Origin of the sequence: Lentibacter sp. (genome assembly GCF_029254145.1) — a bacterium.
Taxonomy (GTDB): domain Bacteria; phylum Pseudomonadota; class Alphaproteobacteria; order Rhodobacterales; family Rhodobacteraceae; genus Lentibacter.
The window spans coordinates 50,201-75,075 of record NZ_JAQWYD010000070.1; the positions used below are offsets into that span (position 1 = coordinate 50,201).

Here is a 24,875-nt window from a genome sequence, read left to right on the forward strand (position 1 = left end):
CTCAAGCGGTGTTGACGCGGCGCAGCATGGGTCTAAAGTCGCCACGAAAGTGGTAAGGGAGAGTGCAATGTCAGCATCTGGTGGACGCGAATATCTGGCCATTCCGGGGCCGTCTGTTATGCCTGACGCCGTCTTGCGCGCCATGCACCGTGCCGCGCCCAATATCTACGCAGGCGAGCTGCCTGATATGATGCCAGAGCTTATCTCTGGCCTCAAAGCCGTGGCGCGCACCGAGCAGAACGCAACAATCTATATCGCCAACGGTCACGGTGCATGGGAAGCCGCGCTGAGCAATATTCTCGCCGAGGGCGACCAAGCGCTCGGGATTTATAATGGCCGTTTTGGCGTCGGCTGGGCCGAAGTGGCGCGCGGCCTTGGGGCCGAAGTTGTTCCGCTTGATTGCGGCCTTAAAACGCCAGCGACAGGCGAGGCACTGGAAGCGGCCCTGCGTGCAGACACGGCAGGTAAGATCAAAGTGGTGCTCTGCACCCATGTCGATACGTCTACCTCCGTGAAAAATAATATTGCTGAAATGCGTGCGGCGATCGACGCGGCAGGCCATGATGCGCTTCTTGCGGTAGATTGCATCGCCTCTTTGGGGTGCGATCACTTTGAAATGGACGCTTGGGGCGTCGATGTCATGGTCGCGGCCTCTCAAAAGGGGCTTATGGTTCCCCCTGGACTTGGGTTTGTCTTCTTTAGTGATAAGGCAGCCGCCGTGCGCGCCGCGATGCCCCGTGTCAGCCTGTATTGGGACTGGACGCCGCGTGCCAACCCGCAGGCCTTCTGGCAGTGTTTTGCAGGGACAGCGCCAACACATCACCTCTACGGGCTGCAAGCCTCCCTTGAAATGCTGCATTCTGAAGGCATGGAAGCCGTCTGGTTGCGCCACGCGCGTATGGCAGGGGCGATCTGGGCCGCTTGCGAAACATGGGGGCAGAGTGGCCCGCTCAAGCTCAATGTTGCTGAGCGCATGCATCGTTCCTGTGCTGTCACAGCTCTGCATATCGGGGTGGAGCATGGCCTGCGCCTACGCCAATGGACCGAAGGCGAGGCAGGTCTTACGCTTGGCATCGGTCTTGGAATGTCTACGCCCGAAGACCCTGAAGGCAATGGGTTTTTCCGGATTGGCCACATGGGTCACATTAATGCGCAAATGGTCATGGGGACGCTTGGCAGCATCGAGGCGGCCTTTTCCTCACTGAATGTGCCGCGCGGATCAGGCGCGCTAGATGCCGCTGCCGCGGCCTTGGCCTAGCTTTCCATAAAGATCGTCACGGGCCCGTCGTTGATCAGCGAGACTTTCATATCAGCGCCAAACTCGCCTGTGGCCACAGGCACGCCAAGCTCGGCCAAGTTACGGGCAAATTTCTCATAGAGCGCCTTGCCCTCCTCAGGCGGAGCTGCTGCCGAAAAGCCAGGGCGATTGCCGCGTGACGTATCCGCAGCGAGCGTAAACTGACTCACCACAAGTGCTTCACCGGCTATATCAAGCACTGATCGGTTCATTTTGCCGCCGTCATCGGTGAAAATTCTGAGTTTGGAGATTTTAAGTACCAGTCGCGTGGCGTCCTCATCTGTGTCGCCCTACATCGCACAGACGAGTATCATCAGACCCCGTCCACAAGCGCCGATCTCGGCCCCGTTTACCCTGACTTGGGCTTCGCTGACTCGTTGCAGTAGCGCTCTCATATTCCGGTCCCCTTGGTTCGCATGGCTCAAAGCGCATGCGTGACACGACAGTGCGAGGAGGTCAATTCAAGGCAGGCGGGCCACGTCGAGCAGACCATGGCCCGCCGCCAAAACAGCGTTATTGGCGGCGTTTCGCAAAGTCCAACGCGACATTGATCCCCAGCCACAAGGCGGTCTTGGAAAGCGGGCTTTTCAGCGTCACATCCCAGATCTTTTCGTCATCATCAGAAAATTCGTTGAGTGTCGCGTCACGAGACAAAACAACCAAAGGCTTGTCTTCGCATTCGCGGTGAAGAGAAGTCATAAAGCGCGAGAAGCTCGGAGCGTCGCCTTCAAAGCTGTCTTCATCCACAAATATCATGCTCGCATCAGATTTCGCCCTTTGCAGCCACTCATGAAATATCGCGCATTCATACACGAAAATGACTTTCGCTCCAAACGTGTCTTCAAGCCATATCTTCAGATTGTGGGTCTGGTGAGACTGGTTTGCAAATACATAGACGAAACCGCGTCGCAGGGCGTCAAATTCGCTCAAAACTTTTGCTGTTTCACGCGGCGTATAGAAGGGTGAACGGCTGGACCGACGGCCAGCTTCAGCAAAAAGAGTGTCCAAAAGGGAGTTGTCTGGCTGCGCATTACGCGCAGTTTTGCCTTTGCGAAGCCGTGCTGCAGCAATAAGCCGCGCAACCACGCCTTCCTTCCGTGTGCCATGCTTTGACTTCATTGATGTGTTTGCGAACATTAATTTGCCCTCTGCTTTTTAAGTCTTAATATTGTGTTAAATCACACCAAGCAAGAATCCGCCGCCCTCTAGGTGTCGAGAGCGCAATCTTGTGTTGCATTCTGGCGTCAGCGCATTGTCGAATGTTTTGTAGTTAAGTGTTTATTTAAAGTGAAAAATAGCGAGAAACGTAAAATTAGAATCATCTTTAGCTCAAAACGGGAAAAACGCTTGAGTCAGAAGGTCAACTATAATACGCGTCAAAAAACATCAGCAGACACCGTTGGGGGTGGAGCACTTTCGATGTACCTGTAAGTCAAACGTTCTGTTTGCAAGATGTGGCCTCTGCAAGAGGCGAAGACGAAACGCATGTTTTTTGAGGAAACCACGAACTTATTATTGATCTTAGAGTCAACTTAAGAGAATAATGGTGTGGGGACATTTAGCTAGTTAGTCGTTTCGATAAAGAGTTCGAGCACTAGGAAGACAGGCAAATGTCAAATTTTCAAACGACAGACTCAAATTGCGCAGACGGGTTGTGTGAACGCCCGTTTCACGAGGCGTTACTTGAAAACACCACACCCCAGGTCCGGCTTAATTTTCTTTTAAAGCTTAAAGAGAATGGGTTTTGTTCGAAGACAAAGATTGAAGAGTCATCAGGAGCTGTTTCTGGGTTGCTCCGTCAAGCTCTCCAAGAAGGCTGAGAAGCTCGCTGTAGATCTCGTCGATGGATTTGCCGAGGAGTTTGCCAAAAGGCAGCTGCATCGCGGCTTCCAGAGCAAGCACAGTTTGAATGCGCGGATTTTTGATCCGCTCTTCTTCAATGTCTTTCACAGCGCGTGGGTTTAGTCCCGCCATTTTTGATAGCTGTGCTGGTTTGAGGCCTTTGGCTTTCATATGAAACAAAAGATTCTCACGGAACAGCTTAAAATCAAAACTCGCCACAGTTACCTAGCCTTCTTTATTTCCAGCGCCTTATAATCGGCTCTTGCGCGCAGATTATGTCACAGTGTAGCGCTTGTGTAAATTCCACAAAAGTTAAAGACTAATTTTTAGTTAATTTTTAGGGTAATAAAACAACTCAATTCCCCTTTGCGGGCGAGGTTGAGCGAGGTCAAGGCGGGCCATAGCGTAATAATATATGAGTTCAGCGAACCCTGAAGGAAGGTCTCGCGCATGAGCACACATACAACATCCCCCGTTTCTAAAGCAAAGTCAAAGGAAGGCAGTCCCAGTCTCGAGGAGGCGCGCCGCGCGTTTGAAAACGGGATTTATCCCTACAAAACCAAAATCGGTAAGCGCGATTACGAGGCCCAGAAGGCCGCCCTGCAAGCAGAGCTCCTGAAGGTTCAACACTGGGCCCAAGAGGCAGGCGAGAAAATTGTTGTGCTCTTTGAGGGGCGTGATGCTGCGGGCAAGGGCGGCACAATCAAGCGTTTCACCGAGCATCTCAACCCGCGCTTCGCCCGTGTCATAGCTCTGAACAAGCCAACAGACGAAGAGCGCGGCCAATGGTATTTCCAGCGCTATGTGCAGCACTTGCCCACCAGCGGCGAGATCGTGCTCTATGACCGCAGCTGGTATAATCGCGCAGGTGTCGAGAGGGTCATAGGCTTTTGTGAGCCAAACGAATACCTCGAATTTATGCGTCAGACCCCTGATGTAGAGCAAATGCTCGTCCGCTCAGGTATAAGACTTTACAAATATTGGTTCTCGGTCACCCAAGAAGAGCAGCGTGCCCGCTTTGCCAGCCGCGAAACCGACCCTTTGAAGCAATGGAAGCTTAGCCCCATCGACAAGGCCAGCCTTGGCAAATGGGACGACTACACCGAGGCCAAGGAGGCGATGTTCTTTTATACGGCTAAGGCCGATGCGCCTTGGACTGTGATCAAATCCAACGACAAAAAGCGCGCCCGGCTCGCCTGTATGCGCCATTTTCTCGCCAGCATCGACTATCCGGGAAAAGACGTTGAGTTGATCGGCACACCTGATCCGCTCATCTGCAACAGTGCCAATCATGTGATCCACCGCGCTGATCACATTTTGGGCGCCTCCCTGCACCCCGATCAACGGCGCAGCAAGTAGACCGTGCAGTGGCACTTTCTTGCCAAGTCCTGCGCGCCCCCATTGCGACGGCGCGCGCAGCGACTTATGGGATGAGCTATGCGATATTTGAGTGCTATCTTCTGTCTGCTTGCCGCGCCGCTTAACGCGCATCCGCATGTCTTTGTCGAAACGGGCCTCAAGCTCGTGCGCGGAGAGAGCGGAATGGTCGAGGGCGTCGAAGTCACTTGGCGTTATGATGAGCTATATTCCCTGCTCGTCCTCGAAGACATGGGGCTGGATGATGATTTTGATGGCAAGCTCACTCAAGTCGAAATGGCAGAGCTGGACGGGTTTGACCTGAAGTGGATCGAGGGCTTTGAGGGCGATCTCTACGCGACAAGCGTCGAGGGCAAGCTTGCGCTCGGCCCACCCAAGAACCGCGGCACAAGCATTGAAAAAGGCCAGATCGTCTCCCGCCACTTCCGCGCGCTTGAGCGCTCTGCGAAAACGCTCAGCCTCAAGGCTTTTGATCCGACGTATTATACCGCCTACGATCTTGGCCTCGGTATTGACTTGCCAGAGGGCTGTGAGGCCAAAGTGATAAAAGCTGATCTTGATGCCGCCAAGAGGCTCGAAGCTGAGCTTCGGGGAGACGATGTAGACAATCCCGAAGCTGATTACCCCGAAGTCGGCGAAGAATTTGCAGATGAGATTATCGTAACATGCGTACCAGCCTCCTGAGTATTGCCCTTGCCGCTGTTGTGGCCCTCGCTGTCTGGCTCTGGGGGCTGGGGGGCTCCTCTGATCTTTCAACATGGGCTGCGGAGGGCCAGCGCAATGTCCAAAACGCGATGGCAGGCCTCTTGCGCGCGCTCAAAGCGGGCGAGCCTGGGGCCTTCTGGGGGCTCATGGGCCTCTGTTTTGCTTACGGTTTTTTTCACGCCGCTGGTCCAGGTCATGGCAAGCTGATCATTGGTGGATATGGCGCTGCACGCCGCGTGCCTGTGGTGCGGCTGTCGACCCTCGCGGTGCTCTCAAGTCTCGGGCAAGCGGCGGCAGCCGTATTGCTGGTGTATGCGGGTGTCTTTCTTTTCGGCCTAACGCGCCAAGCCATGACAGGTCTGGCTGAGGACTGGCTTGCACCAGCTTCTTATCTTGCGATTGCGCTCGTGGGCCTATGGCTCGCTTTGCGAGGAGGGCGTAAGCTTTATGGCATCTGGCAACACCGTGGCCACACGCAGCACGCCGATGGCAGCTGTGGATGTGGCCATAAACACGGCCCAAGCGCCGAAGAGGCGGGGGCAGTACACAGCCTGCGAGATGCCACTATGGTGATTGGCTCTGTGGCGATCCGCCCCTGCACAGGCGCATTGTTCCTCCTGATCCTGACATGGCGACTTGAGATCGATTTGGTCGGCATTGCCGGAGCCTTTGTAATGGGTCTTGGTACGGCGAGCGTCACAGTGATTGTGGCGGTGCTATCGGTTGTGATGCGCGAAAGTGCTTTTGGGACCATGGCGGGAAGTGCATCGGCGCTCAAACTCTCGGCTGTTCTTGAGCTTGGCGCAGGGCTCCTGATCGCCGTGGTGGCTTTGTCCCTCGTATAGAATGACGCGCATTGCATTTTGAGCATCCCTAAAAGGGACGGTGGGGACCCTCCAAAGAGCCGTTTTGCGTTTTGAGAGCGCGGGGTCTGGAACGCTTAGTGCAATACAAAAGGCCTAGCTGTTGCGTGCCTCTGCCAGAGCCTCGGGCAGAGCGGCCGCGAGTGCGTCAAGATCGGCTGGCGTGCCGCAGCTCACGCGGATGCAACGGTTTTGTGGCGCAACAAAGGGCATGCGAACAAACACGCCGCGTTTGATCAGCCCGTCGAGCACAGCCTTGGCAAAGGCACCGTCCTGCCCGCAATCGATTGCGACAAAATTAGCCGCCGAAGGCAGGCTGCTGAGACCATTTGCAGACGCAATCTCTGCAATCGTCTGACGCGCTGCGCTTACGTTTGCGAGTGTGTCTCCAAGATAGCTCTGATCCTTAAGGGCCTCCAAAGCGCCAATCTGACTGGTGCGGTTCATGCCGAAGTGATTGCGGATTTTGTTAAAGGCCATAATGAGCGGCGCAGCACCAAGGGCATAGCCAACACGCGCGCCAGCCAGACCATAGGCTTTAGAAAACGTCCGCATACGAATGACGCGCGGATCTTCGATTTGAATAGGGGCGGCTGTGCCTTCGGGGGCAAATTCGATATAGGCTTCATCGAGCACCAAAAGGCAGCCCTCTGGCAGGCGCTCAAGCGCCTTGAGCACGTCTGCGCCCTTGCTCCATGTGGCCATCGGGTTGTCTGGGTTGGCAAAATAGACAAGCTTTGCCCCAGTCTCGCGGGCCTTTTCAAGAAGCGCGGGCAGATCCTCATGATCGTCGCGGTAGGGCAACTTGTGCAAAACGCCGCCAAAGCCGGCAACATGGTAGTTGAAGGTCGGATAGGCTCCATCGGAGGTCACGACAGCGTCACCCTCCTCGATAAGCAAGCGCACGAGATAGCCCAAAAGCCCGTCTATGCCCTCGCCGACCATTATGTTCTCAGGAGCGCAGCCGTGGTGCAGCGCCAGCGCGGCACGCAGATCATGGTTTTCGCTTTCACCATACATCCAGATGTCTTTTAGGCTCTCAGCCATGGCTTTGAGAGCCAGAGGCGAGGGGCCAAAGACATTTTCATTCGCCCCGACGCGCGCGGCAAAGGGTTTTCCCATGGCGCGTTCCTGAGCTTCTGGGCCGACAAAAGGGACGGTGGCGGGCAGGCTCTCGGCGAGCTTTGTGAAGCGTGTATGTGTCATGTTGCTTGAGTATGCCAAAGCGGGGCATCGCGGCAAGAGGACTTGTAATCGTTTCAATCGAACCTAAATGAGAGTCACTCGCAACTGGAGGGCGCATCATGGCCAATCTCACCCGTCGTGGCTTTATCGGAACAACACTCGCTGCAGGTGCGGTGCGCGCCGTGCCGACTGTCGCCAGTAAAACGGGCAGCCGCCGTATCCTGACGCTGGTCTATGACAAATCCCTCGGCATGATGCGCGCGGTCGAGAAGATTGTGCCTTTACGTTAAGCTTTTTTGAAGGGCGAAGGCGCGCTAGGCTTCTTCCAAAGAGGAGTTCTGCCCATGCCCCGCGTTACCACAGAGATCAAAGATCATATCGCTCATGTCACGCTGACTCGTGCTGATAAAATGAACGGGGTTGATATCGAGATGGTGGAGGCCCTCGTTGCCGCAGGGCAGGCGCTTCTCACAGATCAGAGCATCCGCGCGGTTGTTCTTGCAGGCGAGGGGCGCGCTTTTTGCGCTGGGCTTGATGTTCAGAGCTTCGCCGTTTTGGCCGCAGGTGACCCCAAGGCACGGATCATGCCGCGCGAATTCGGCAACACCAACCTGTTTCAAGAGCTCTGCATGGTCTGGCGGCGTATTCCTGTGCCTGTGATCGCGGCTCTTCACGGTGCGGTTTATGGTGCTGGGTTCCAACTCGCGCTTGGGGCCGATATTCGGATTGCGCACCCTGATGCGAAACTGGCGGTGATGGAAATGAAATGGGGCCTTGTCCCCGACATGGGCGGTATGGTCCTCATGCCGGCACTTGCGCGCTCGGATGTGATCCGCAAAATGACCTATACCGCCGAGCCGGTGAGTGCGGTGCAAGCACTTGAGTGGGGTCTTGTGACGGAACTGTCCGAAGCCCCGCTTGAAGCAGCGCAAACGCTCGCGGCGACGATTGCCTCCAAAAGCCCGTCTGCCATCCGCGCCGCCAAACGGCTCATCGGGCTGGCCGAAAGTGGCGCCTCAGAAGATGAAGTGCTCTTGGCGGAAAGTCGTGAACAAACAGACCTCATAGGCAAGCCCGAGCAGATGGAAGTGATCGCAGCAAATATGCAAAATCGCGCACCGAAATTTTAGGGTTATGAGGCCGCAGCGCGCGCTCGATTAAGTTAATTTCTGTAAACGAAATCACGACTCAGGCGGTGCACGCTTTGTGTACGGGTTGTGCACGCTTTTCACCCCCCTGTTTTCGGGCGTCACAAACTGCGTTAACCATGCGGTACGATGCTTTTACTGTCGCGTCTTTGCGTGCGGTTTTGACCCTTGGGTTTTGCCTGCGCATTGGGTAGACGGTGAGGCAACAGAAAACCCCAAGAAGGGCAGACACTCATGGCGATGGAAAAGACATTTAACGCAAGCGAAGCCGAGCCGCGCCTCACCGCAATGTGGGAAGAGGCTGGCGCCTTCCGCGCAGGGGCCAACCGCTCACGCGACGAGAGTTTCACAATCATGATCCCACCACCGAATGTGACTGGGGCTTTGCACGTCGGCCACGCCTTCAACAACACCTTGCAAGACATCCTCATTCGCTGGCATCGGATGCGCGGCTTTGACACGCTCTGGCAGCCCGGACAGGACCACGCAGGCATCGCCACACAGATGCAAGTCGAGAAGATGCTCGCGGCCACGCAGCAGCCCTCAAGGGCCGAGCTGGGGCGTCAGAAATTCCTCGAAAAAGTCTGGGAATGGAAGGGGCAGTATGGTGGGACGATTGTTGATCAGTTGAAGCGCCTTGGCTGCTCATGTGACTGGAATCGCAACGCTTTTACTATGGCAGGTGCAGAGGGTGACCCGCGTATTGGCCACGAAAATTCGCCGAATTTCCACGACGCTGTCATCAAGGTTTTTGTTGAAATGTATGAGCAAGGGCTCATCTATCGCGGCAAGCGTCTGGTCAACTGGGACCCGCATTTCGAAACAGCGATCTCCGATCTTGAGGTCGAAAACCTCGAAGTTGCAGGCCACATGTGGCACTTCAAATACCCGCTCGCGAACGGGGCGACATATACCTACGTCGAGAAAGACGAAGACGGCAATGTGACGCTCGAAGAAGAGCGCGATTATATCGCCATTGCGACGACCCGCCCCGAGACGATGCTGGGCGATGGCGCGGTCGCCGTGCACCCTGATGACGCGCGCTATGCGCCTATCGTCGGCCAGCTCTGTGAAATCCCCGTGGGGCCGAAAGAGCACCGCCGCCTCATCCCGATCATCACCGATGAATACCCCGACATGAATTTTGGCTCGGGCGCGGTGAAGATCACCGGTGCGCATGATTTCAACGACTACGAAGTCGCCAAACGGGCGGGCATTCCGCTCTACCGCCTGATGGACACCAAGGGCCATATGCGCTCCGATGGCGCGCCCTATGACGAGGCCGCAATCCTGGCAATGGAAGTCTCTAAGGGATTGAAAGAGCTGACAATTGCAGAGGCAGATGCGCTCAACCTTGTGCCCGAAGAGCTGCGCGGGCTGGACCGTTTTGAAGCGCGCAAAAAGGTGGTCGAGCAGATCACATCTGAAGGCCTCGCCGTGTTGGTGAGCGAAGAGTTCAAGGACGAGGAGGGCGAGAGCCAAACCCGCCTTGTGCCCTATGTCGAGAACAAGCCGATCATGCAGCCTTTTGGCGATCGCTCCAAAGTGGTGATCGAGCCGATGTTGACAGACCAGTGGTTTGTCGATGCCGAGAAAGTTGTCGGCCCTGCGCTTGACGCGGTTCGCGATGGCGAGATCAAGATCATGCCTGAGAGTGGCGAAAAAACATACTACCACTGGCTTGAAAACATCGAGCCTTGGTGCATCTCCCGCCAGCTCTGGTGGGGGCATCAGATCCCTGTTTGGTATGACGAAGAAGGCACCCATTACTGCGCTACAACAGAGGCAGAGGCGCTTGAAAAGGCGGGTGGCAAAAAGCTTCAGCGCGACCCTGATGTCCTCGACACGTGGTTCTCCTCCGGCCTCTGGCCGATTGGTACACTTGGCTGGCCCGAAGACACTGACGAGATGAAGCGCTACTTCCCGACAGATGTGCTTGTCACGGGCGCGGATATTCTGTTCTTCTGGGTGGCACGGATGATCATGATGCAAAAAGCTGTGGTCAACGAGATCCCGTTTCACACGGTCTATCTGCATCAGCTCGTCCGCGACGATAAGGGTAAGAAGATGTCCAAAACGACGGGCAACGTGATCGACCCACTTGAAATTGTTGATGAATTTGGGGCTGATGCTCTGCGCTTCACCAATGCGCAGATGGCGGCGCTGGGGGGCGTTCTCAAGCTTTCAAAACAAAAGATCACCGGCTATCGCAACTTCACAACCAAGCTCTGGAACGCAGCACGCTTTGCGGAAATGAACGAGGCTGTTGGCTCTGACGGGGCCGTGCCAGAGGCCAGCGCGACTGTGAACAAATGGATCATCGGTGAGACCGCCAAGGTGCGCGAAACTGTTGATGCGGCACTTGAAGCCTATCGTTTCAATGATGCGGCCAATGCGCTTTATTCCTTCGTCTGGGGCGAAGTCTGCGACTGGTATGTCGAGTTCTCCAAACCGCTCCTGCTTGATGGGGACGCTGCCACAAAAGCTGAAACACAGGCCGTAATGGCTTGGATGATTGATCAATGTGTTGTCCTGTTGCACCCGATCATGCCGTTTATCACTGAAGAACTCTGGGGCACTTTGGGTGAGCGTAAAAAGATTCTCGCGCATACCGATTGGCCAACCTACGGGAGCGAGCTTGTCGATGCGGCGGCGGATGCCGAAATGAACTGGGTTATCGGTCTCGTCGAGGAAATCCGCTCTGTGCGTGCGCAGATGCACGTGCCTGCTGGTCTGAAAGTGCCCGTTGTCGTTCGTAATATGAGTGAGGAGGCGAAGGCTGCTTATGATGGCAATGAAGCCCTAATCAAGAAACTTGCACGGATGGATGAATTGCATATCGTGGCGGAGTTCCCGAAAGGCACAGCTGCGCTCAGCGTGACGGGTGCCGAGTTTGGTCTTCCTCTCGCGGACATCATTGATGTTGATGAGGAGAAAGCGCGTCTCGAAAAGAGCCTTGGCAAGCTTGCTAAAGAAATCGGCGGGATGCGTGGACGGCTTGGAAACCCCAAGTTTGTCGAAAGTGCCCCTGACGAAGTTGTCGAGGAAACGCGTGCCAATCTGGCCGAGCGTGAAGAGGAAGAGGGGCTGATGAAGGCTGCTCTCAAACGGTTGGCAGAAATCTAATGTCGAATTTTCACTTTGTGATGATCTGACCCGTGCAGGGGCTTTGCCCCTGCATCCAAAGCATATTTGCTGAAATCAAAAAGCTGAATCGCTCTTAGCTGCGGTCTATCTTTGTGCTGAGATGAATGAGGCTTTCGGAGCTACGGACGCCCTTGGCGGCGCCAATGTCATCCAGAGTGTCATCCAATGCTTCTGTTGTTGGGGCGCTCAGGAGAGCGATCAAATCCCATCGGCCAGAGGTTGTATGCACTTGCTCAACACCTGATAGCACTTTGAGACGGGCAAGCACAGCTGGTCCTGAGCGCGGCTCGATCGAGATGAGCACAGTCGCACGCAAGGCCGCGCGTCCTTTTGCACCGCGGCGGATCGTATAGCCAGCAATAGCACCTGTGGTTTCCAGCCGTTCGATGCGGGTCTGAACGGTCGTGCGTGCAAGTCCGAGGCGGCGTGCCAAGGTGGCCACAGGCGCGCGAGCGTTTTCTGCAAGCAGGGCTACTAGCTTTGCGTCTAGTTCGTCACTTTTCATAAACTTACGTCACTTTGCTAATATAATTAGGCAATATATCAGAAATGCCTCGTGGAAAAGATCAATTTTCGCGCAAAACTGAAAAGAAAAGCGAGGCAGTGCGATGTTTGAACGTGGCGTATTTGAGACTCCAAAAGAGCACATTGGGCTAAAGCGGCCTGAAGCGCCTGTCATGTATTTTGCGCCACGGGTTTTGCGCGAGCAAGCTGATAGGTTTTGCCGCGGTTTTCGGGGCCAGGTCACCTTTGCCGTGAAGGCCAACTCCGCACCCGTAGTTCTGGAGAACCTTGTCGCCGCTGGATTGAGCGGATTTGATGTGGCCAGCCTCGAGGAGATCGCTCAGGTGCGGGCGGCCTCTGCAACAGCAGATCTGCATTACAACAACCCTGTGCGCTCGCGCGCCGAAATTGCGGCGGGCAAAGCGGCGCATGTTCGGTCTTGGTCGGTTGATGATCTTGCAGAGTTGGTCAAACTCGGCACACCTCAACATGCTGCTGAGGAAGTTGCCGTGCGATTTAAGCTGCCTGTCAAAGGTGCACATTATGATTTTGGGGCCAAATTTGGTGCAACCCCTGCTGAGGCTGTGGTGATATTAAAAGCAGTGGCTGCGGCGGGCTATCGCCCCGCGTTGACCTTTCATCCCGGAACACAGTGCGACAGTCCCGACGCTTGGGTGCAGTATATTCGGGCTGCGGCGGAAATCGCCCAGCAAGCTGGCGTTGAACCCGAGCGTTTGAATGTTGGAGGTGGTTTCGCTTCGCATCGCAGCGGAATGGCCCCCGATCTTGAGGGTGTGTTTCAAGAGATTGATTTGGCAGTCAGACAGGCTTTTGAGCTGCCTCCCGCGCTGGTTTGTGAGCCTGGACGCGCGATGGTTGCCGAGAGCTTTTCTCTTTTGGCCTGCGTAAAGGCCATCCGCGCGGACGGAACCGTTTTTCTCAACGACGGAATATACGGCGGCTTTGCCGAATGGCGCGACATATCGGCGACAGACCGTGTCAGCTGCCTGTCAGCAAGGGGCGCTCTGAAAGAAGGAGGCGAGCGGCCACAAACTGTTTTTGGACCAACCTGTGACAGTCTTGACTGTTTGCCCCAGCCTGTAAGCCTTCCTGAAGGCTTGGAGGAAGGGGACTACCTCCTCTTTGCAGGCATGGGCGCATATTCTCTTGCCATTGTAACCCGCTTTAATGGTTACGGTGTTCGCGACGTGATAACTGTCAAACGTCTGTGATTTGCAAAACACCTCTCGGCATGATTGTGCCCTAAGCTTGCCAAAATTTGATGCTAGCGTCTGCGTAAGCAATAGCTCCCCCTGTGCTCATGCCAGAGCGTAGGTGCATGTGTTTCGCGAGCGGAATTAAGTTTCATACCTCTCACGATACTGTGCTTGGGCAGTGATTGAAGAATGCAGCAAAGTGGATGGGTAATAAAAGCAGAAGAGCTATGCCATTTAATCGAATGGGAAAACGCCTCTTTGGCCTGATCTGGCCAGATCAACGGCACGGGCAAACCGCTATGAAGCGGGTTCGTGGCCCTATGAGTCATGTGATTGTTCTGGATGGTACAATGTCATCGCTTAAGCCGGGCTGCGAAACCAATGCTGGACTGACTTTCCGGCTTCTGAGCGAAACGGGCGGGCCTGTTTCGGTTTTCTATGAGGCCGGTGTTCAGTGGAACGATTGGCGTAGCACACATCATGTTTTAATGGGGCGCGGGGTCAACCGCCAGATTAAGCGCGCCTATGGCTATCTCGCGTCGCGCTATCGTGATGGCGACAAAATCTTTTTCTTTGGGTACTCGCGAGGCGCTTATGCTGTCCGCTCACTTGCTGGTGTGATCGATGCGGTGGGCCTTTTACGCCCTGAGCACGCGACAGAACGAAATGTTGAGCAAGCCTATCGGCTTTACCAACTTGGGGCAGGCAATGCCCAGAAGACTGCGTTTCAAGCTCAGTTTTGCCATGAAAAGGCCGAGGTCGAGATGGTTGGTGTCTGGGATACCGTGAAGGCCTTAGGGCTTCGTCTGCCGCTATTGTGGCGCTGGTCGGAGAGCAATCACGCTTTTCACAATCACCAGCTTGACTCGGCCATTCGTCATGGTTTTCAGGCGCTTGCCTTGCATGAGACCCGCTCTGTTTTTGAACCAGTGCTCTGGGAGTGTCCGCAAAACTGGCAGGGTCGCGTGGAACAAGTGTGGTTTCCAGGAACACATGGTGACATTGGTGGCCAGCTTGATGGTGATGCCCAAGCACGGCTCTTATCCAATATTCCGCTTGTGTGGATGCTCGAACGCGCCGAAAGTTTTGGGCTGCCCTTGCCACAAGGCTGGCGGGCACGGTTTCCGCGTGACCCTGCGGCCAAATCTGTGGGGACATGGAAAAGCTGGGGTAAGCTCTTTCTGCTGCGTGGACGTCGCCGTGTCGGGGCTGGAGCTTGTGAAAGCCTTCATGAAAGTGTTGATGCGAGGGCGATGGCTGCGGGCTGGGCTCCAAGCTTGCCACGCATCAAGGCGTCTAAGTTTGGGGCAAAAGCATTCGTGGCACGATAAACGCGGTAAGAGTTCCATGTCCAAAGCGCAGGTCACGCCAGTTTGTTGTGTCAAAGCGCACGACCAAAACAGCCGCTGTTGGAAACAGCGAGAAAGCATCACTCTTCGGGGGCTTACTTAAAATAGCTTGCGCAAAAAAGGCGGCTCCCGGATTGTGCCCAAGCATCAAAACGCTCTTGCCCTTGGTTCTATTTTGCAAGAGCTGAAGCATTCTGTCTTCGCTCGCATGGTAAAGGGGCTCTAAATAGTTTGGCTCTGTATCCAGTTCGAGTTGATCGAGCGTTTCGCGTGTGCGCGTCGAAGTGGAACAGAGCGTCTGGTCTGGTTGATAGCCTTCCTCTTTCATCCATGTGCCGATGGCCTTGGCGCTGGCACGCCCGCGTCCGTTAAGGGGGCGGGCGTGATCTGACAAGCAAGGATCAGACCAGCTGGACTTCGCATGACGCATAACAATTAACTCGAGACTCACAAAAAACTCCTCATGTGAAAGGCTGATTGTTCGGGAAGGCGGGCATAGTCCTGAGACACAGGGCAGGCACGGCGTACGAGACAGCCCTTCGTTAGGCAGGTGCTGCCTTCAGGGTGGGTAATATGTGTTTTGCAGCGTTGCACATCGTAATCCATTTGCGCGTTGAGAGCTTCCACAGGGCAAGCGGTCAGGCAAGGCTTATCAGCGCAGTTTCTGCAGGGGTTTCTACCGGGTGGTGGCAGATCTAGGCGGCCTTGTAGACGCACAGCGCCACGATAGGACACCATTAAACCTGCACGCGCATGCACAAGCATGCCGACGGGCGATTGCCACGCTTGGCCCGTCTCCAAGGCCCAGTCGAGGAAGGACGCATAGGGCGGCCCATCCGAGGGAAACACGGGAGCACCGCCCCAATCCTCAGCCAGACAAGTGATAATACGGCGAGACCAGCGATCCAGCGGGTCAGGCTGACCGTCTTGATACTCCGCGGAGGCCGTAAAGTGGGCCCAGAACCCAGGTTCATCTGGGCCAAGCAACACAAGTGTCTCGTCACGCTCATGAAACGCGCCAAAGATGGCGAGCGCCACTTGCTCTGGGGCAGGGGTCAGCGCTTCATGAAAGGCAACCATAGGCTCCAGCCAAGTTTGGAGGGGCGTGGATCTTGCCATTGAAGCCCGATTTTCATTTTGGTGTGTCCGTCCTTGGGCTGAGCAATATAGGTTCCAAAGATCCTATCCCACATTGAAAGCGAAAAGCCATAATTGCTGTCATGTTCGGAGCGATGTACGGAGTGGTGCACGCGGTGCATATCTGGCGTGACAAGGACAAGCCGCACAGCTTTATCGAGCCAACGGGGCAGGGCGAGATTCGAATGATTGAACATGGCTGTGCCGTTGAGAATGATCTCAAACAGGATGATGGCGAGCGCAGCAGGGCCCACTAGATAGACGAGGCCGATCTTGAGAAGCATCGACAATGCAATTTCCACTGGATGAAAGCGAATGGCTGTCGTCACGTCGATTTCTGTATCCGCGTGATGAACACGGTGCAGGCGCCAAAGCAGAGGCACTTTATGTGTGATGAGATGCTGTAGCCAAATCGCGAAATCAAAGAAGAGAATAGCCAGAACAATCTCTAGCCCAGTTGGCCAATCTAGCAGGTTGAAAAGCCCCCAGCCGTTCTGCGCTGCATCAATAGCGGCGCCCACTGCCAAGAGTGGAAGGCCAAACGCCAGCAGGCGAAGAGCACCAGTATTTAGGAGCGAGAACCCCCAGTTTGTCCGCCAGCGCGTCTTGCGCGGAACCTGTCGAGCGCGCCTAGGCAGATAGGCTTCTGCCACTGCGAGAAGAGCAAACAGGCCGATGAAGATACTAAGGCGTATGAGAGCTTCATGTTCCATAGTTCGAATATGATCTCCCAAGCGCGATGAAACAAGTCACTCTCTCGTCAGCCACGAATAAGTGTACCCGCCCCGTGAGATGTGTAAAGCTCAAGCAAGCAGGCGTTAGGCGCACGCCCATCCAGAATGACAACGCCCCTCACTCCACCGTCAATCGCTAGAAGCGCGGTTTCGGTCTTGGGGATCATACCACCCGCTATTGTCCCATCTGCAATCATGTCGCGGATCGACTGTGAGGTGAGCTCGGTCAAAACGTCACCAGACTTATTTTTCACGCCTTCGACATCTGTCAGTAGCAAAAGTCTGTCGGCCTTGAGAGCCGCAGCAATAGCACCTGCAGCGGTATCGCCGTTGACGTTGAAGGTTTCGCCACTATGGCCCGCCCCGATGGGTGCGATTACAGGAATCGCGCCCTTTTCGAAGAGGTCGCGTAGAATGCTTGCGTCCATTTGGTCTGGCGTACCAACAAAGCCAAGGTCTGGGTTCGTCTGCTTGCAAACCATGAGATTGGCATCTTTGCCCGACAATCCGACAGCCTTGCCACCCTGCCGATTGATGGCTTGGACGATACGTTTGCCCACAAGACCAGAGAGCACCATCTCGACCACTTCAACCGTTGCGGCGTCTGTTACGCGCTTGCCGTTCACAAACTCGCTTTTGATACCAAGTGCATCGAGCTTTTCGTTGATCATCGGCCCGCCGCCATGAACAATGACGGGATTTACCCCAACCATCTGCATCAGAACGATATCTCGCGCGAACTCGTCCATCGCCGCGTCATCACCCATCGCGTGGCCGCCGAATTTCACCACCACAATCGCGCCCGTGTAGCGCTGCAAATTGGGCAATGCTTGGTTCAATGTGCGGGCAGTGGCAATCCAGTCTCGGTTCATGTTCTGAGTCTTCATTTTATGCGCCTTCATTCAGTTGCACAATTTGACCCTATTGCAGGCAAAGGCGCAAGCGGATGCTTGGTAAAGCGGAAACGGGCCGGTGCTTTTAGCTTTGAAAGCTGTCTTACTCCAGCGAAGCGATCACAGCACGTAGCGTCTCGATCCCGTCGCCTTTTTCACTTGAGGTCATAATGATCTCGGGAAAAGCGGCTGGATGCCTTGCAAGTGCTTTTCGTGTGGCCTCGATTGAGCGCTCGCGGTCTGCCTCTTTCACTTTGTCTGCTTTTGTCATCACGCACTGAAACGTCACAGCTGAGCTGTCGAGTAGGCTCATGATTTCTTCGTCCACCGCCTTCGCACCATGGCGCGCATCAATTAAGACAAAGGCGCGCCGCAGGTTTTGCCGCCCTGAGAGGTATTGCTTGAGCAGTCGTTGCCAGCGCTCAACAATCGGAAGAGGGGCGTTGGCATAGCCGTATCCGGGAAGGTCGACGAGATAGTGGGTTTCTTCAAGGGTGAAGAAGTTGATCTCTTGTGTCCGCCCAGGCGTGTTTGAGGCCCGCGCCAGACCTTTGCGATTTGTCAGCGCATTGATCAGCGAGGACTTGCCGACATTGGATCGGCCAGCAAAGCACACTTCGAGCCGATCACCATCGGGAAGGCCAGACATGGCCACAACGCCTTTGACGAATTCGGCCCCGCCTCCAGCGAAGAGTTTGCGCCCTTTTTCGCGGGCAAAGTCATCAGGCACTTCGGCCAATGGGAAAGGAAGTTGCATCAGAGCACCTCTGCTATATCGCCTAGGCGAATGTCGCCAGTTTCAATCACCTCGCCGTAGACGCCAAAATCCTGGTGTCCCCAGTTGTCGCGTAGAAGAGCGAGTGTATCGGTGTCACGTTCGCCAGTTTTGGGCGACGCCATGGTATGTTTGCAGCGGACAACCCGCTCTTTAATCAAAATTCGGGCAGCGCCAATCTTGAGCGTCTTTCCCATCCAGTCAAACTCGTCCCAAGGCCCAAAACCGTCAAGCCAGATGTTTCCGCGCCAACGCTCTGGCTCAAGTTTGCGCCCAAGCTTTTCTTCAACCGCGCGATGCGACGCCGCATTCATAATTGAAATTGAGGCAAATTCCGTATCAGTAAAACCGCGCGTTTTGCAGCGAACAACCCGAGCAGATTGTGCGCGATCTTTTGGAATGAGCCCTCCTGCCCAAGCGATTAGCTTTTGGCCTTCCTGGTCTGGGTCAAACTCAAGCGTGCCCAGCTCGGGGTGAGTTAAGCGGATGCGACCGTTTGTTTCATTCACCACAGCATTGATTGCGGCGAGGCGTGGAGCTTTGGTCCCGATGGAAAAGTTCTGACAGGGAACCCACTCTGAACCATCTGCAGTCGAGCTGTCATGTGCAACCGCCCAAAGCCGATCCCAAGGCAGGGTTTCCCCTGCTGTGAGCGTCACCCGCTCAAGCGCTTCACGTCCGTGGCTCTTCACGGGGTGGCGCCAGAGCTGGATAACTTTTGGGGTCATTCTGCGTCTTTCGACTTCCGCTTGAAGCTAGACAGAATATTGCCAAACACATCGGGTTTGTAGCCGTGACTGCGCATGATCAGATATTGCTGTGTGAAAGTGATCGTGTTGTTGGCGATCCAGTAGATCACAAGACCCGAGGCAAAGCTTCCGAGCATGAACATGAAAACCCACGGCATCCAAGCAAAGATTTGTTGCTGAATAGGATCAGAGGGTGCTGGGTTCAGCTTTTGCTGAAGCCACATTGTGATCCCGAGGAGAAGTGGGAGCACACCAATGAAGATCAGTGCCAGAACAGAGCCCTGTTCAGGAGCATCCCACGGGAGCAGGCCGTACAGGTTGAAGATTGTCGAAGGGTCGGGAGCGGACAGATCAGTCAACCAGCCGATCCATGGCGCATGCCGCAGTTCAAGAGTTACAAAAATCACTTTGTAGAGGGAGAAGAAAATCGGGATTTGCATCAGGATCGGCAAACAGCCCGCAGCGGGATTGACCTTTTCCTTTTTGTAGAGAGCCATCATTTCCTGTTGGACTTTTTGACGGTCGTCGCCTGCCTGCTCTTTGATCTTCTCCATTTGCGGCTGAAGCTCTTTAATCTTGGCCATAGAGGCGTAGGATTTGTAAGCCAGTGGGAAAAGAACAAGTTTGATGATGAAGGTCAGTCCGATGATCGCCCAACCCATATTGCCGATAAGAGCGTGCAAGTAGTGCAGCAGCCAGAACATTGGCTTGGTGATGAAGAAGAACCAGCCCCAATCGATACTGTCGAGGAACTTGGGTACGCCGCTTTCGTTTTCGTAGTTGCGGATCGTTTCCCACTCTTTTGCACCTGCGAACAGGCGCGATGAAACGACAGCACTCTGGCCTGGGGCGAGTGTCTCAGTTTTGTGTTTGGCTGTGGTCTGGAAGATATTGCGTGTCGTGTCTTGGAAAGTGCTGATCTTTGCACCCGCCTGATCAACGATCAATGTGGTCATCCAGTAGTGATCTGTAAAGCCGGTCCAGCCCTTGTCGCCAACTTGGAGCTCTTCGTGGGCGCGCGCGGACTCAAAGTCGCCATAATCTGTTTCTGTGAGCTCTCCCGCCACGTGACGGATTGCGCCTTCGTGCAAAATAAAGAAGTTTTTGAGGTCGGCAGGCTCACCATGGCGCGCAATCGTACCGTAAGGCGCAAGGCTGACAGTATTTGTGCTATTGTTTTGGGCAGATTGTTGAATGGCAAACATATAGTTTTCATCAAGGCTGATCTCACGGCGGAAGGTGAGCCCCTGACCGTTCTCCCATGCGAGAACCACAGGCGTGCTTGGTGTCAAAATTTCACCGCTCTCCAGCGTCCAGATCGTGTTCGGACCTGGAACAAGATCGGGCGCGAGGCCGCCACCGGGTGCCCAACCGTAAAGCGCATAGTAGGCATTCTCTGCGCTAGTCGGCTTGAGCAAGGAAACAATATCGCTGTCAGCGTCAAGTGTCTGACGGTATTGCTTCAGCTTAAGCTCGTCAAAGCGCCCGCCCAAAAGCGAAATTGTGCCTTCAACATGGCCGCTTTCGATTTTGATACGCGGTGCATCTGCTGCAGTCTTGACCTCGGCTGCGACGACGGGTTCTGCACCGGACGCTGCCAAAGGCACGCTGGCTGTGTTGCCAGATACGGTCTCACTGGCTGGCGCCGTTGCTGCAAGGTCTTGCGGGCTTGGTTCGGGCGGCGGAAAGAAAACGCTCCATCCCAGAATGACAAGCATGCTAAGCGCAACAGCGAGAATGAGATTCTTGTTCTGATCGTCCATAAAGACCCGAGCCCTTTGCCTTTGAGAGTGTGGCAGGTTCAACAGAGTGACGAGCCGAAGGTCAAGCGGTTATTGGTCCTTTGGGGCAAAAGGAAGCGGGAATCTTGCCTGAAGTGCTGTCGGATCCTGCCTGAGGCAATAACTAGGAGTGGAGCCTTGATGCCATTAGGCTTCATCATACCCGTCGTTAAATGGCCGTTCCGCCTCGAATCTGTGGAAGAGTACCTAGTTTGGTGTTGTGTTGGGTGAGCCATGCAAAGGGTGTCATAAAACGGCATCGGGCGGGCTATTGCAAAGCCTTGCACATGAGCACAGCCGAGTTGGCCAAGCATCGCATGTTCGCCTGATGTTTCGACGCCTTCGGCCAGTGTTTCAAGCCTAAGGCGCTCGGCCATCGTCTGGATTGCGGAGACCATGCGCTGCTGCTCCTGATCTTTATCAACCCGGCTGATGAAAGAGCGGTCTATCTTGATCCGCTCGATAGTAAAGCGACGTATCGCCGTGATAGAAGCATGTCCTGTGCCAAAATCGTCCAGATCAATGCGACAACCTAGTTTTGCAAGTGCCGCAAGATTGCGAGCCGCCGCATCTTCAGGTGAGCCCGCTACGATGGTTTCAAGAACTTCAATTGTCAGTCGGTCGGGTGATAAATCAAACCTGTCCAGGCCCCACCGGATTTTTTCCGCCAGCTTCGGATTGCGCAGCTCTTCGGCCGTAAAATTTACGGCAACGCATGGCACAAAAAAACCTGCGCGGTCCCAAGTTTTTAGGGCGGTCAAAGCGCCATACAGTACGACTTCACCCAAGCGTTCCATTTGACCAGTGTCTTGTAGGGCCGGGAGGAAATCTGCGGGTGCCACTGTTCCTCGCTTCGGGTGATGCCAGCGGGCAAGCGCTTCAAACCCCGTTACGCGGCCTGTATCTGTGGAAATTTGCGGCTGAAACCAAGGCGAAATTTCGCCATTGTCCAGAGCAAAGAACGCCTCGCGCATCAAAGCCTCTCGCTTCATGCTGGTTTCGCCCATTTCAGCGCTGTAAGCGCGAATTGAAGAGGGGTTGTTCCGTGTCGCTTCGTTCAACGCTGTTTCGCTGGCCCTCATCCAAGCCGATGCCGTGCCCTCGGGGCTGCGCGTACTCAAACAAAAACCGACGGCAGCGCTGACAAAAAGAGCCTGCATATTCACAGAAACGGGTTCTTCAGCTGCTGACTGTAGCCGTGAGGAAAGTTGAACTGCACTTTCCAGCTCAAATTGTGGCACAGGCGCGATCAAGATGGCAAAGCGCGCCCCACCAAGCCAATAAACGGTGTCATGTTCCCGAAGCAGAGCGCGGAACCTTTCCCCCAACCTCTCCAACAGTGCACCTGTGGCCTCTTGACCATAGCGTTGAACAAGCGCTTCAAACTCTTCGAGTTGAATAAAAAACAGGGCAGATTTTCGTCCCGCTTCGCTGCATGAAACGATCATTTCTTCCGCATCATTTTCGAGTTGGTCGATCATGGGAAGACCTGTTGTCGCGTCGATTTCGCATGTCTTGGCCGCACGTGCCTCATTCAGAGTGCCTGTCAAGAGATACAAGATCGGGAGACCAAGTGCGACCATGACAAGTGCATGCTCGCCAGCAATCCAAAAAGCGCTGAGCGCAATCGCGGGGACAAAGGCAAGCATGTGAGCTCCTAAGAGCCAGCTGCTCAGCCGCTTCGAACTTGTTCTTAGTGCATCCCTACGGTGCAGCGCCATCGTTACAATCCTCAAACTCGTTTGAGGAAAGCTAGCGCTATTATATCAACAGGCCCTTAACGGAAGAGGGGCGGCAGCTCGTTTTCTAAAGCGCTATCAGGCTCTGATCGTGAAAGAGCTTTGAAATCAAACAATTCAGGATCCAGTAGATGGCTAGGGCGCGTGTTCATCAGTGCTCGAAACATCACTTGGCGTCGGCCAGGGCTATTCTTCTCCCAACCATCAAGGATCTGTTTCACTTGCTGGCGCTGCAGGCCGTCCTGACTTCCACAGAGGTCGCAGGGAATGATCGGATAATTCAAATCGCGCGCGAACTTTTCGCAATCTACTTCTGCCACGTGCGCGAGCGGACGATAAACAAACAAATCGCCCTCTTCATTCACGAGTTTCGGCGGCATTGTTGCAAGTCGCCCGCCGTGAAAGAGGTTCATGAAAAACGTTTCCAGTATATCGTCACGATGATGCCCAAGCACAACAGCGGTGCAGCCCTCTTCGCGTGCGATGCGGTAAAGATTGCCGCGGCGCAAGCGCGAGCACAGAGCACAAAAGGTGCGTCCTTGAGGAACTTTATCCATCACGATCGAATATGTGTCCTGATACTCGATACGATGGGCAACCTCGCGTTCTTGTAGAAACTTTGGCAATACGGTTGCGGGGAATCCTGGTTGCCCTTGGTCAAGATTGCAGGCCAGAAGCTCAACAGGCAGAAGGCCACGCCACTTTAGCTCGTGTAATACTGCGAGCAGCGTATAGCTGTCCTTTCCGCCAGACAAGCAGACAAGCCATTTGCCGCCTGGTTCGATCATACCATACTGCTCAATTGCCCCGCGAGTCTGGCTCACAATGCGTTTTCGCAGCTTTTTGAACTCGGTGCTTTTAGGAGCGCCGTTAAAGAGCGGGTGAATATCTTCGGCTTTGTCTAACATGGCGTTGCCATTAGCTTGTCCTCAAAGGCAGGGCAACTAAATCCGCCCCATCTCGCGCAAACGGTCATGCAAAAGAGGCGCGCGCATATCGCCCGCCTCCAGTGCAAACACAAATGCATGTGTGAGAAAGAAGGACCGCTCTATCATGTCATTGGACTGATCCGCCGCCTCTGTGTAAAGCGCTATCAGGCCTTTACGGTCATCCTCTTCATGCGCAGACAGAAGTCGCGTCTGAAGCTCACTCATTCGGCCGCCAGTTGTTGACGATGCGATGTGACCTGATTGGCGACCCAATCGTGGAAGCAATGCGTCGGTCCGTCCATCGCTGGAGAGAAGCGTCCGCCGTCAAATCCGCGACCGTAACGGCCCTTCTGCATGCCTTCGACAACGAAAATGTCCTCGATGAAGACCGTTTTCCACTGCGTTGCGTTCTTTGCGCGCAAGGCTTCGTCAACTTTAGGCTCCGCATAAAACAAGTGCACATGCTCTACAGTTTTGTCGACCGCTTTGGGCTCTAGGATAATCGCAAAGGCATGGTCGCGTTGCACGCCAAGCAAAACATTGGGATAGACAGTAATGTATTCGCCGCCAGTGTCCCATTTGTCCGAGAGGTTTGGAAAGTCAGGAAAAGTTTCGCCTTCTTGTCCAGTCAACTGACGGTACACCAAAGTACCTTGGCCTGAGTAGCGGCCGTATTCTTCGATGTTGTAGTGATCTTCGAGGCGCGAATAGCTGTTCAGCCCTGGATGAACCCACGGCAGGTGATAGCTCTCACAATAGTTTTCAACAGCGAGCTTCCAGTTGGTGTTTACGTCCAGCTCAAACTTGCTGTCTTCACCGCCATGATAGAGCGGCACGTCAAATTCTTTCCAGCGCTCCAGGAGCTCAGCATGAATTTCTTCAAATGGAGCGGCAGTGCCTGAAGCGTTGACATAAACAACACCGAGCCAAATGTAACTCGGCACCTCATACAGTCCAAGCTCGCTGCGCGGCATATCCTTGTGGGTGTTCATCCCTGGCCCGCCCACATGCGGCGTAGCAACAAGATCGCCTTTCGTTGAATAGCACCAAGAATGGTAAGGGCATCGGATTGCGCCTTCGATCTTCTTGGGCTCGGAGACAAGAATCATACCGCGATGACGGCAGGTGTTTTGGAAGACCCGTACATCTCCGTCTTTGTCTCTGATGAGAAGCAGCGGCATGCCCAGAAACTCGATCGGCTTCGCATCGCCTTTTTCAGGAACATCAGCGGCGACCGCAATGCCTGACCAGTTGTTGTAGAGAACGGCATCGCGCTCTTCCAGAAAGATGCGCTTGTCTACATAGTGGTCATTAGGTAAACCATTGGCCGTGGCCACAGGGCGCATTACGCCAGAAACATCTGTTGTCATCGCAAGTCTTCCTCCATGTTTCCCTTCTCTTATGCGGGCTTCGCCGCAAAAACTTTCCTCACCGCGACACTGTTTTTCTCACGGCGACCCATCTGGCGCTTTTTCATTGGCCTTGATGCGGTATTGGCAAGTGC

Annotated in this window: 24 protein-coding genes and 1 pseudogene; 9 read left to right on the forward strand and 16 right to left on the reverse strand. The window is 54.7% G+C overall.

Annotation, left to right across the window (positions count from 1 at the left end; translation table 11 throughout):
• Window positions 1-67: 67 nt before the first annotated feature.
• Complete coding sequence (locus tag P8O11_RS08375; protein ID WP_300293623.1) at window positions 68-1,258, forward strand: aminotransferase class V-fold PLP-dependent enzyme; 1,191 nt, start codon at window positions 68-70, stop codon at window positions 1,256-1,258.
• Here P8O11_RS08375 and dtd read toward each other — a convergent pair.
• From dtd to P8O11_RS08390, 3 genes and pseudogenes are all read right to left on the reverse strand, one after another.
• A pseudogene (dtd, locus tag P8O11_RS08380) lies at window positions 1,255-1,692 on the reverse strand (D-aminoacyl-tRNA deacylase). The gene P8O11_RS08375 and the pseudogene dtd sit on opposite strands and share 4 nt — an antisense overlap.
• Window positions 1,693-1,810: 118 nt before the next feature.
• Window positions 1,811-2,434 (reverse strand): hypothetical protein, encoded by a 624-nt coding sequence (locus P8O11_RS08385; protein ID WP_300293625.1) that lies wholly within the window; start codon window positions 2,432-2,434, stop codon window positions 1,811-1,813.
• Between the two features lie 591 nt (window positions 2,435-3,025).
• Window positions 3,026-3,358, reverse strand: a complete 333-nt coding sequence (locus P8O11_RS08390) for a helix-turn-helix transcriptional regulator (protein WP_300293627.1) — start codon at window positions 3,356-3,358, stop codon at window positions 3,026-3,028.
• 231 nt (window positions 3,359-3,589) lie between these two features.
• Here P8O11_RS08390 and ppk2 point away from each other — a divergent pair, with 231 nt between their 5' ends.
• From ppk2 to P8O11_RS08405, 3 genes are all read left to right on the forward strand, one after another.
• The gene (gene ppk2 / locus P8O11_RS08395) at window positions 3,590-4,498 is read left to right on the forward strand and encodes a polyphosphate kinase 2 (RefSeq protein WP_300293629.1); all 909 of its coding nucleotides are present in this window, start codon (window positions 3,590-3,592) and stop codon (window positions 4,496-4,498) included.
• Window positions 4,499-4,576: 78 nt separating this feature from the next.
• A complete protein-coding gene (locus P8O11_RS08400; protein WP_300293631.1) occupies window positions 4,577-5,200 on the forward strand; it encodes a DUF1007 family protein in 624 nt (207 codons plus the stop codon).
• Complete coding sequence (locus P8O11_RS08405; protein ID WP_300293633.1) at window positions 5,182-6,066, forward strand: hypothetical protein; 885 nt, start codon at window positions 5,182-5,184, stop codon at window positions 6,064-6,066. Before P8O11_RS08400 ends, P8O11_RS08405 begins: the two co-directional genes overlap by 19 nt.
• A gap of 114 nt (window positions 6,067-6,180) precedes the next feature.
• On the opposite strand, the gene P8O11_RS08410 is transcribed toward P8O11_RS08405, so the two are convergent.
• Window positions 6,181-7,290, reverse strand: a complete 1,110-nt coding sequence (locus P8O11_RS08410; RefSeq protein ID WP_300293635.1) for a pyridoxal phosphate-dependent aminotransferase — start codon at window positions 7,288-7,290, stop codon at window positions 6,181-6,183.
• 98 nt (window positions 7,291-7,388) lie between these two features.
• Here P8O11_RS08410 and P8O11_RS08415 point away from each other — a divergent pair, with 98 nt between their 5' ends.
• From P8O11_RS08415 to P8O11_RS08425, 3 genes are all read left to right on the forward strand, one after another.
• Entirely contained in the window at window positions 7,389-7,559 is a 171-nt protein-coding gene (locus P8O11_RS08415) for a Tat pathway signal protein (RefSeq protein ID WP_300293637.1), read from the forward strand.
• 54 nt (window positions 7,560-7,613) lie between these two features.
• Window positions 7,614-8,399 (forward strand): crotonase/enoyl-CoA hydratase family protein, encoded by a 786-nt coding sequence (locus P8O11_RS08420; protein WP_300293639.1) that lies wholly within the window; start codon window positions 7,614-7,616, stop codon window positions 8,397-8,399.
• A gap of 252 nt (window positions 8,400-8,651) precedes the next feature.
• Window positions 8,652-11,543 carry a valine--tRNA ligase gene (locus P8O11_RS08425; RefSeq protein WP_300293641.1) on the forward strand — a complete coding sequence of 964 codons (2,892 nt, stop codon included), beginning with the start codon at window positions 8,652-8,654 and terminating at the stop codon, window positions 11,541-11,543.
• A 94-nt stretch (window positions 11,544-11,637) separates the two neighbouring features.
• On the opposite strand, the gene P8O11_RS08430 is transcribed toward P8O11_RS08425, so the two are convergent.
• Window positions 11,638-12,069, reverse strand: a complete 432-nt coding sequence (locus P8O11_RS08430) for an Lrp/AsnC family transcriptional regulator (RefSeq protein ID WP_300293643.1) — start codon at window positions 12,067-12,069, stop codon at window positions 11,638-11,640.
• A 103-nt stretch (window positions 12,070-12,172) separates the two neighbouring features.
• Between P8O11_RS08430 and P8O11_RS08435 the strand changes: the two genes are divergently transcribed.
• On the forward strand, window positions 12,173-13,300 hold the full coding sequence (locus tag P8O11_RS08435) for a type III PLP-dependent enzyme (RefSeq protein WP_300293645.1): 1,128 nt from the start codon (window positions 12,173-12,175) through the stop codon (window positions 13,298-13,300).
• 284 nt (window positions 13,301-13,584) lie between these two features.
• Window positions 13,585-14,616, forward strand: coding sequence for a DUF2235 domain-containing protein (locus P8O11_RS08440; RefSeq protein ID WP_300293683.1), 1,032 nt, complete (start codon window positions 13,585-13,587; stop codon window positions 14,614-14,616).
• On the opposite strand, the gene P8O11_RS08445 is transcribed toward P8O11_RS08440, so the two are convergent.
• The 11 genes from P8O11_RS08445 to P8O11_RS08495 all read right to left on the reverse strand — a co-directional run bounded on the left by P8O11_RS08445 (window position 14,582) and on the right by P8O11_RS08495 (window position 24,741).
• A complete protein-coding gene (locus tag P8O11_RS08445; protein WP_300293647.1) occupies window positions 14,582-15,085 on the reverse strand; it encodes a histidine phosphatase family protein in 504 nt (167 codons plus the stop codon). The two genes, P8O11_RS08440 and P8O11_RS08445, sit on opposite strands and share 35 nt — an antisense overlap.
• Window positions 15,082-15,714, reverse strand: a complete 633-nt coding sequence (locus P8O11_RS08450; protein ID WP_300293649.1) for a ferredoxin — start codon at window positions 15,712-15,714, stop codon at window positions 15,082-15,084. Before P8O11_RS08450 ends, P8O11_RS08445 begins: the two co-directional genes overlap by 4 nt.
• On the reverse strand, window positions 15,690-16,484 hold the full coding sequence (locus P8O11_RS08455; protein ID WP_300293651.1) for a sterol desaturase family protein: 795 nt from the start codon (window positions 16,482-16,484) through the stop codon (window positions 15,690-15,692). Before P8O11_RS08455 ends, P8O11_RS08450 begins: the two co-directional genes overlap by 25 nt.
• Window positions 16,485-16,531: 47 nt before the next feature.
• Complete coding sequence (argB, locus tag P8O11_RS08460; RefSeq protein ID WP_300293654.1) at window positions 16,532-17,392, reverse strand: acetylglutamate kinase; 861 nt, start codon at window positions 17,390-17,392, stop codon at window positions 16,532-16,534.
• Between the two features lie 109 nt (window positions 17,393-17,501).
• Window positions 17,502-18,155, reverse strand: coding sequence for a ribosome biogenesis GTP-binding protein YihA/YsxC (yihA, locus tag P8O11_RS08465; RefSeq protein WP_089891726.1), 654 nt, complete (start codon window positions 18,153-18,155; stop codon window positions 17,502-17,504).
• Window positions 18,155-18,901 carry an MOSC N-terminal beta barrel domain-containing protein gene (locus P8O11_RS08470; protein WP_300293657.1) on the reverse strand — a complete coding sequence of 249 codons (747 nt, stop codon included), beginning with the start codon at window positions 18,899-18,901 and terminating at the stop codon, window positions 18,155-18,157. The genes yihA and P8O11_RS08470 overlap by 1 nt, the downstream gene beginning before the upstream one ends.
• Window positions 18,898-20,685 carry a membrane protein insertase YidC gene (gene yidC, locus P8O11_RS08475; RefSeq protein WP_300293659.1) on the reverse strand — a complete coding sequence of 596 codons (1,788 nt, stop codon included), beginning with the start codon at window positions 20,683-20,685 and terminating at the stop codon, window positions 18,898-18,900. Before yidC ends, P8O11_RS08470 begins: the two co-directional genes overlap by 4 nt.
• 38 nt (window positions 20,686-20,723) lie before the next feature.
• The gene (locus P8O11_RS08480; RefSeq protein ID WP_300293661.1) at window positions 20,724-22,352 is read right to left on the reverse strand and encodes a bifunctional diguanylate cyclase/phosphodiesterase; all 1,629 of its coding nucleotides are present in this window, start codon (window positions 22,350-22,352) and stop codon (window positions 20,724-20,726) included.
• 128 nt (window positions 22,353-22,480) lie between these two features.
• Window positions 22,481-23,350, reverse strand: coding sequence for a tRNA 2-thiocytidine(32) synthetase TtcA (gene ttcA / locus P8O11_RS08485; RefSeq protein WP_300293664.1), 870 nt, complete (start codon window positions 23,348-23,350; stop codon window positions 22,481-22,483).
• Window positions 23,351-23,386: 36 nt separating this feature from the next.
• Window positions 23,387-23,596 (reverse strand): hypothetical protein, encoded by a 210-nt coding sequence (locus tag P8O11_RS08490; RefSeq protein WP_300293666.1) that lies wholly within the window; start codon window positions 23,594-23,596, stop codon window positions 23,387-23,389.
• Window positions 23,593-24,741: an aromatic ring-hydroxylating dioxygenase subunit alpha gene (locus P8O11_RS08495; RefSeq protein WP_300293668.1), complete on the reverse strand. Its 1,149-nt coding sequence runs from the start codon at window positions 24,739-24,741 to the stop codon at window positions 23,593-23,595. The genes P8O11_RS08490 and P8O11_RS08495 overlap by 4 nt, the downstream gene beginning before the upstream one ends.
• Between the last annotated feature and the right edge of the window lie 134 nt (window positions 24,742-24,875).

Bases quoted from the DNA above. Each gene is read 5' to 3' on its own strand.
- P8O11_RS08470 (WP_300293657.1), bottom strand. From the start codon at position 18,901: ATGACCCCAAAAGTTATCCAGCTCTGGCGCCACCCCGTGAAGAGCCAC.
- P8O11_RS08450 (WP_300293649.1), bottom strand. From the start codon at position 15,714: ATGGTTGCCTTTCATGAAGCGCTGACCCCTGCCCCAGAGCAAGTGGCG.
- P8O11_RS08420 (WP_300293639.1), top strand. From the start codon at position 7,614: ATGCCCCGCGTTACCACAGAGATCAAAGATCATATCGCTCATGTCACG.
- argB (WP_300293654.1), bottom strand. From the start codon at position 17,392: ATGAAGACTCAGAACATGAACCGAGACTGGATTGCCACTGCCCGCACA.
- P8O11_RS08430 (WP_300293643.1), bottom strand. From the start codon at position 12,069: ATGAAAAGTGACGAACTAGACGCAAAGCTAGTAGCCCTGCTTGCAGAA.
- ttcA (WP_300293664.1), bottom strand. From the start codon at position 23,350: ATGTTAGACAAAGCCGAAGATATTCACCCGCTCTTTAACGGCGCTCCT.
- P8O11_RS08490 (WP_300293666.1), bottom strand. From the start codon at position 23,596: ATGAGTGAGCTTCAGACGCGACTTCTGTCTGCGCATGAAGAGGATGAC.
- P8O11_RS08400 (WP_300293631.1), top strand. From the start codon at position 4,577: ATGCGATATTTGAGTGCTATCTTCTGTCTGCTTGCCGCGCCGCTTAAC.
- P8O11_RS08425 (WP_300293641.1), top strand. From the start codon at position 8,652: ATGGCGATGGAAAAGACATTTAACGCAAGCGAAGCCGAGCCGCGCCTC.
- P8O11_RS08495 (WP_300293668.1), bottom strand. From the start codon at position 24,741: ATGACAACAGATGTTTCTGGCGTAATGCGCCCTGTGGCCACGGCCAAT.
- P8O11_RS08440 (WP_300293683.1), top strand. From the start codon at position 13,585: ATGAAGCGGGTTCGTGGCCCTATGAGTCATGTGATTGTTCTGGATGGT.
- P8O11_RS08480 (WP_300293661.1), bottom strand. From the start codon at position 22,352: ATGCTTGCCTTTGTCCCCGCGATTGCGCTCAGCGCTTTTTGGATTGCT.
- P8O11_RS08455 (WP_300293651.1), bottom strand. From the start codon at position 16,484: ATGGAACATGAAGCTCTCATACGCCTTAGTATCTTCATCGGCCTGTTT.
- P8O11_RS08375 (WP_300293623.1), top strand. From the start codon at position 68: ATGTCAGCATCTGGTGGACGCGAATATCTGGCCATTCCGGGGCCGTCT.
- P8O11_RS08385 (WP_300293625.1), bottom strand. From the start codon at position 2,434: ATGTTCGCAAACACATCAATGAAGTCAAAGCATGGCACACGGAAGGAA.
- yidC (WP_300293659.1), bottom strand. From the start codon at position 20,685: ATGGACGATCAGAACAAGAATCTCATTCTCGCTGTTGCGCTTAGCATG.
- P8O11_RS08410 (WP_300293635.1), bottom strand. From the start codon at position 7,290: ATGACACATACACGCTTCACAAAGCTCGCCGAGAGCCTGCCCGCCACC.
- P8O11_RS08415 (WP_300293637.1), top strand. From the start codon at position 7,389: ATGGCCAATCTCACCCGTCGTGGCTTTATCGGAACAACACTCGCTGCA.
- P8O11_RS08405 (WP_300293633.1), top strand. From the start codon at position 5,182: ATGCGTACCAGCCTCCTGAGTATTGCCCTTGCCGCTGTTGTGGCCCTC.
- ppk2 (WP_300293629.1), top strand. From the start codon at position 3,590: ATGAGCACACATACAACATCCCCCGTTTCTAAAGCAAAGTCAAAGGAA.
- P8O11_RS08435 (WP_300293645.1), top strand. From the start codon at position 12,173: ATGTTTGAACGTGGCGTATTTGAGACTCCAAAAGAGCACATTGGGCTA.
- yihA (WP_089891726.1), bottom strand. From the start codon at position 18,155: ATGCAACTTCCTTTCCCATTGGCCGAAGTGCCTGATGACTTTGCCCGC.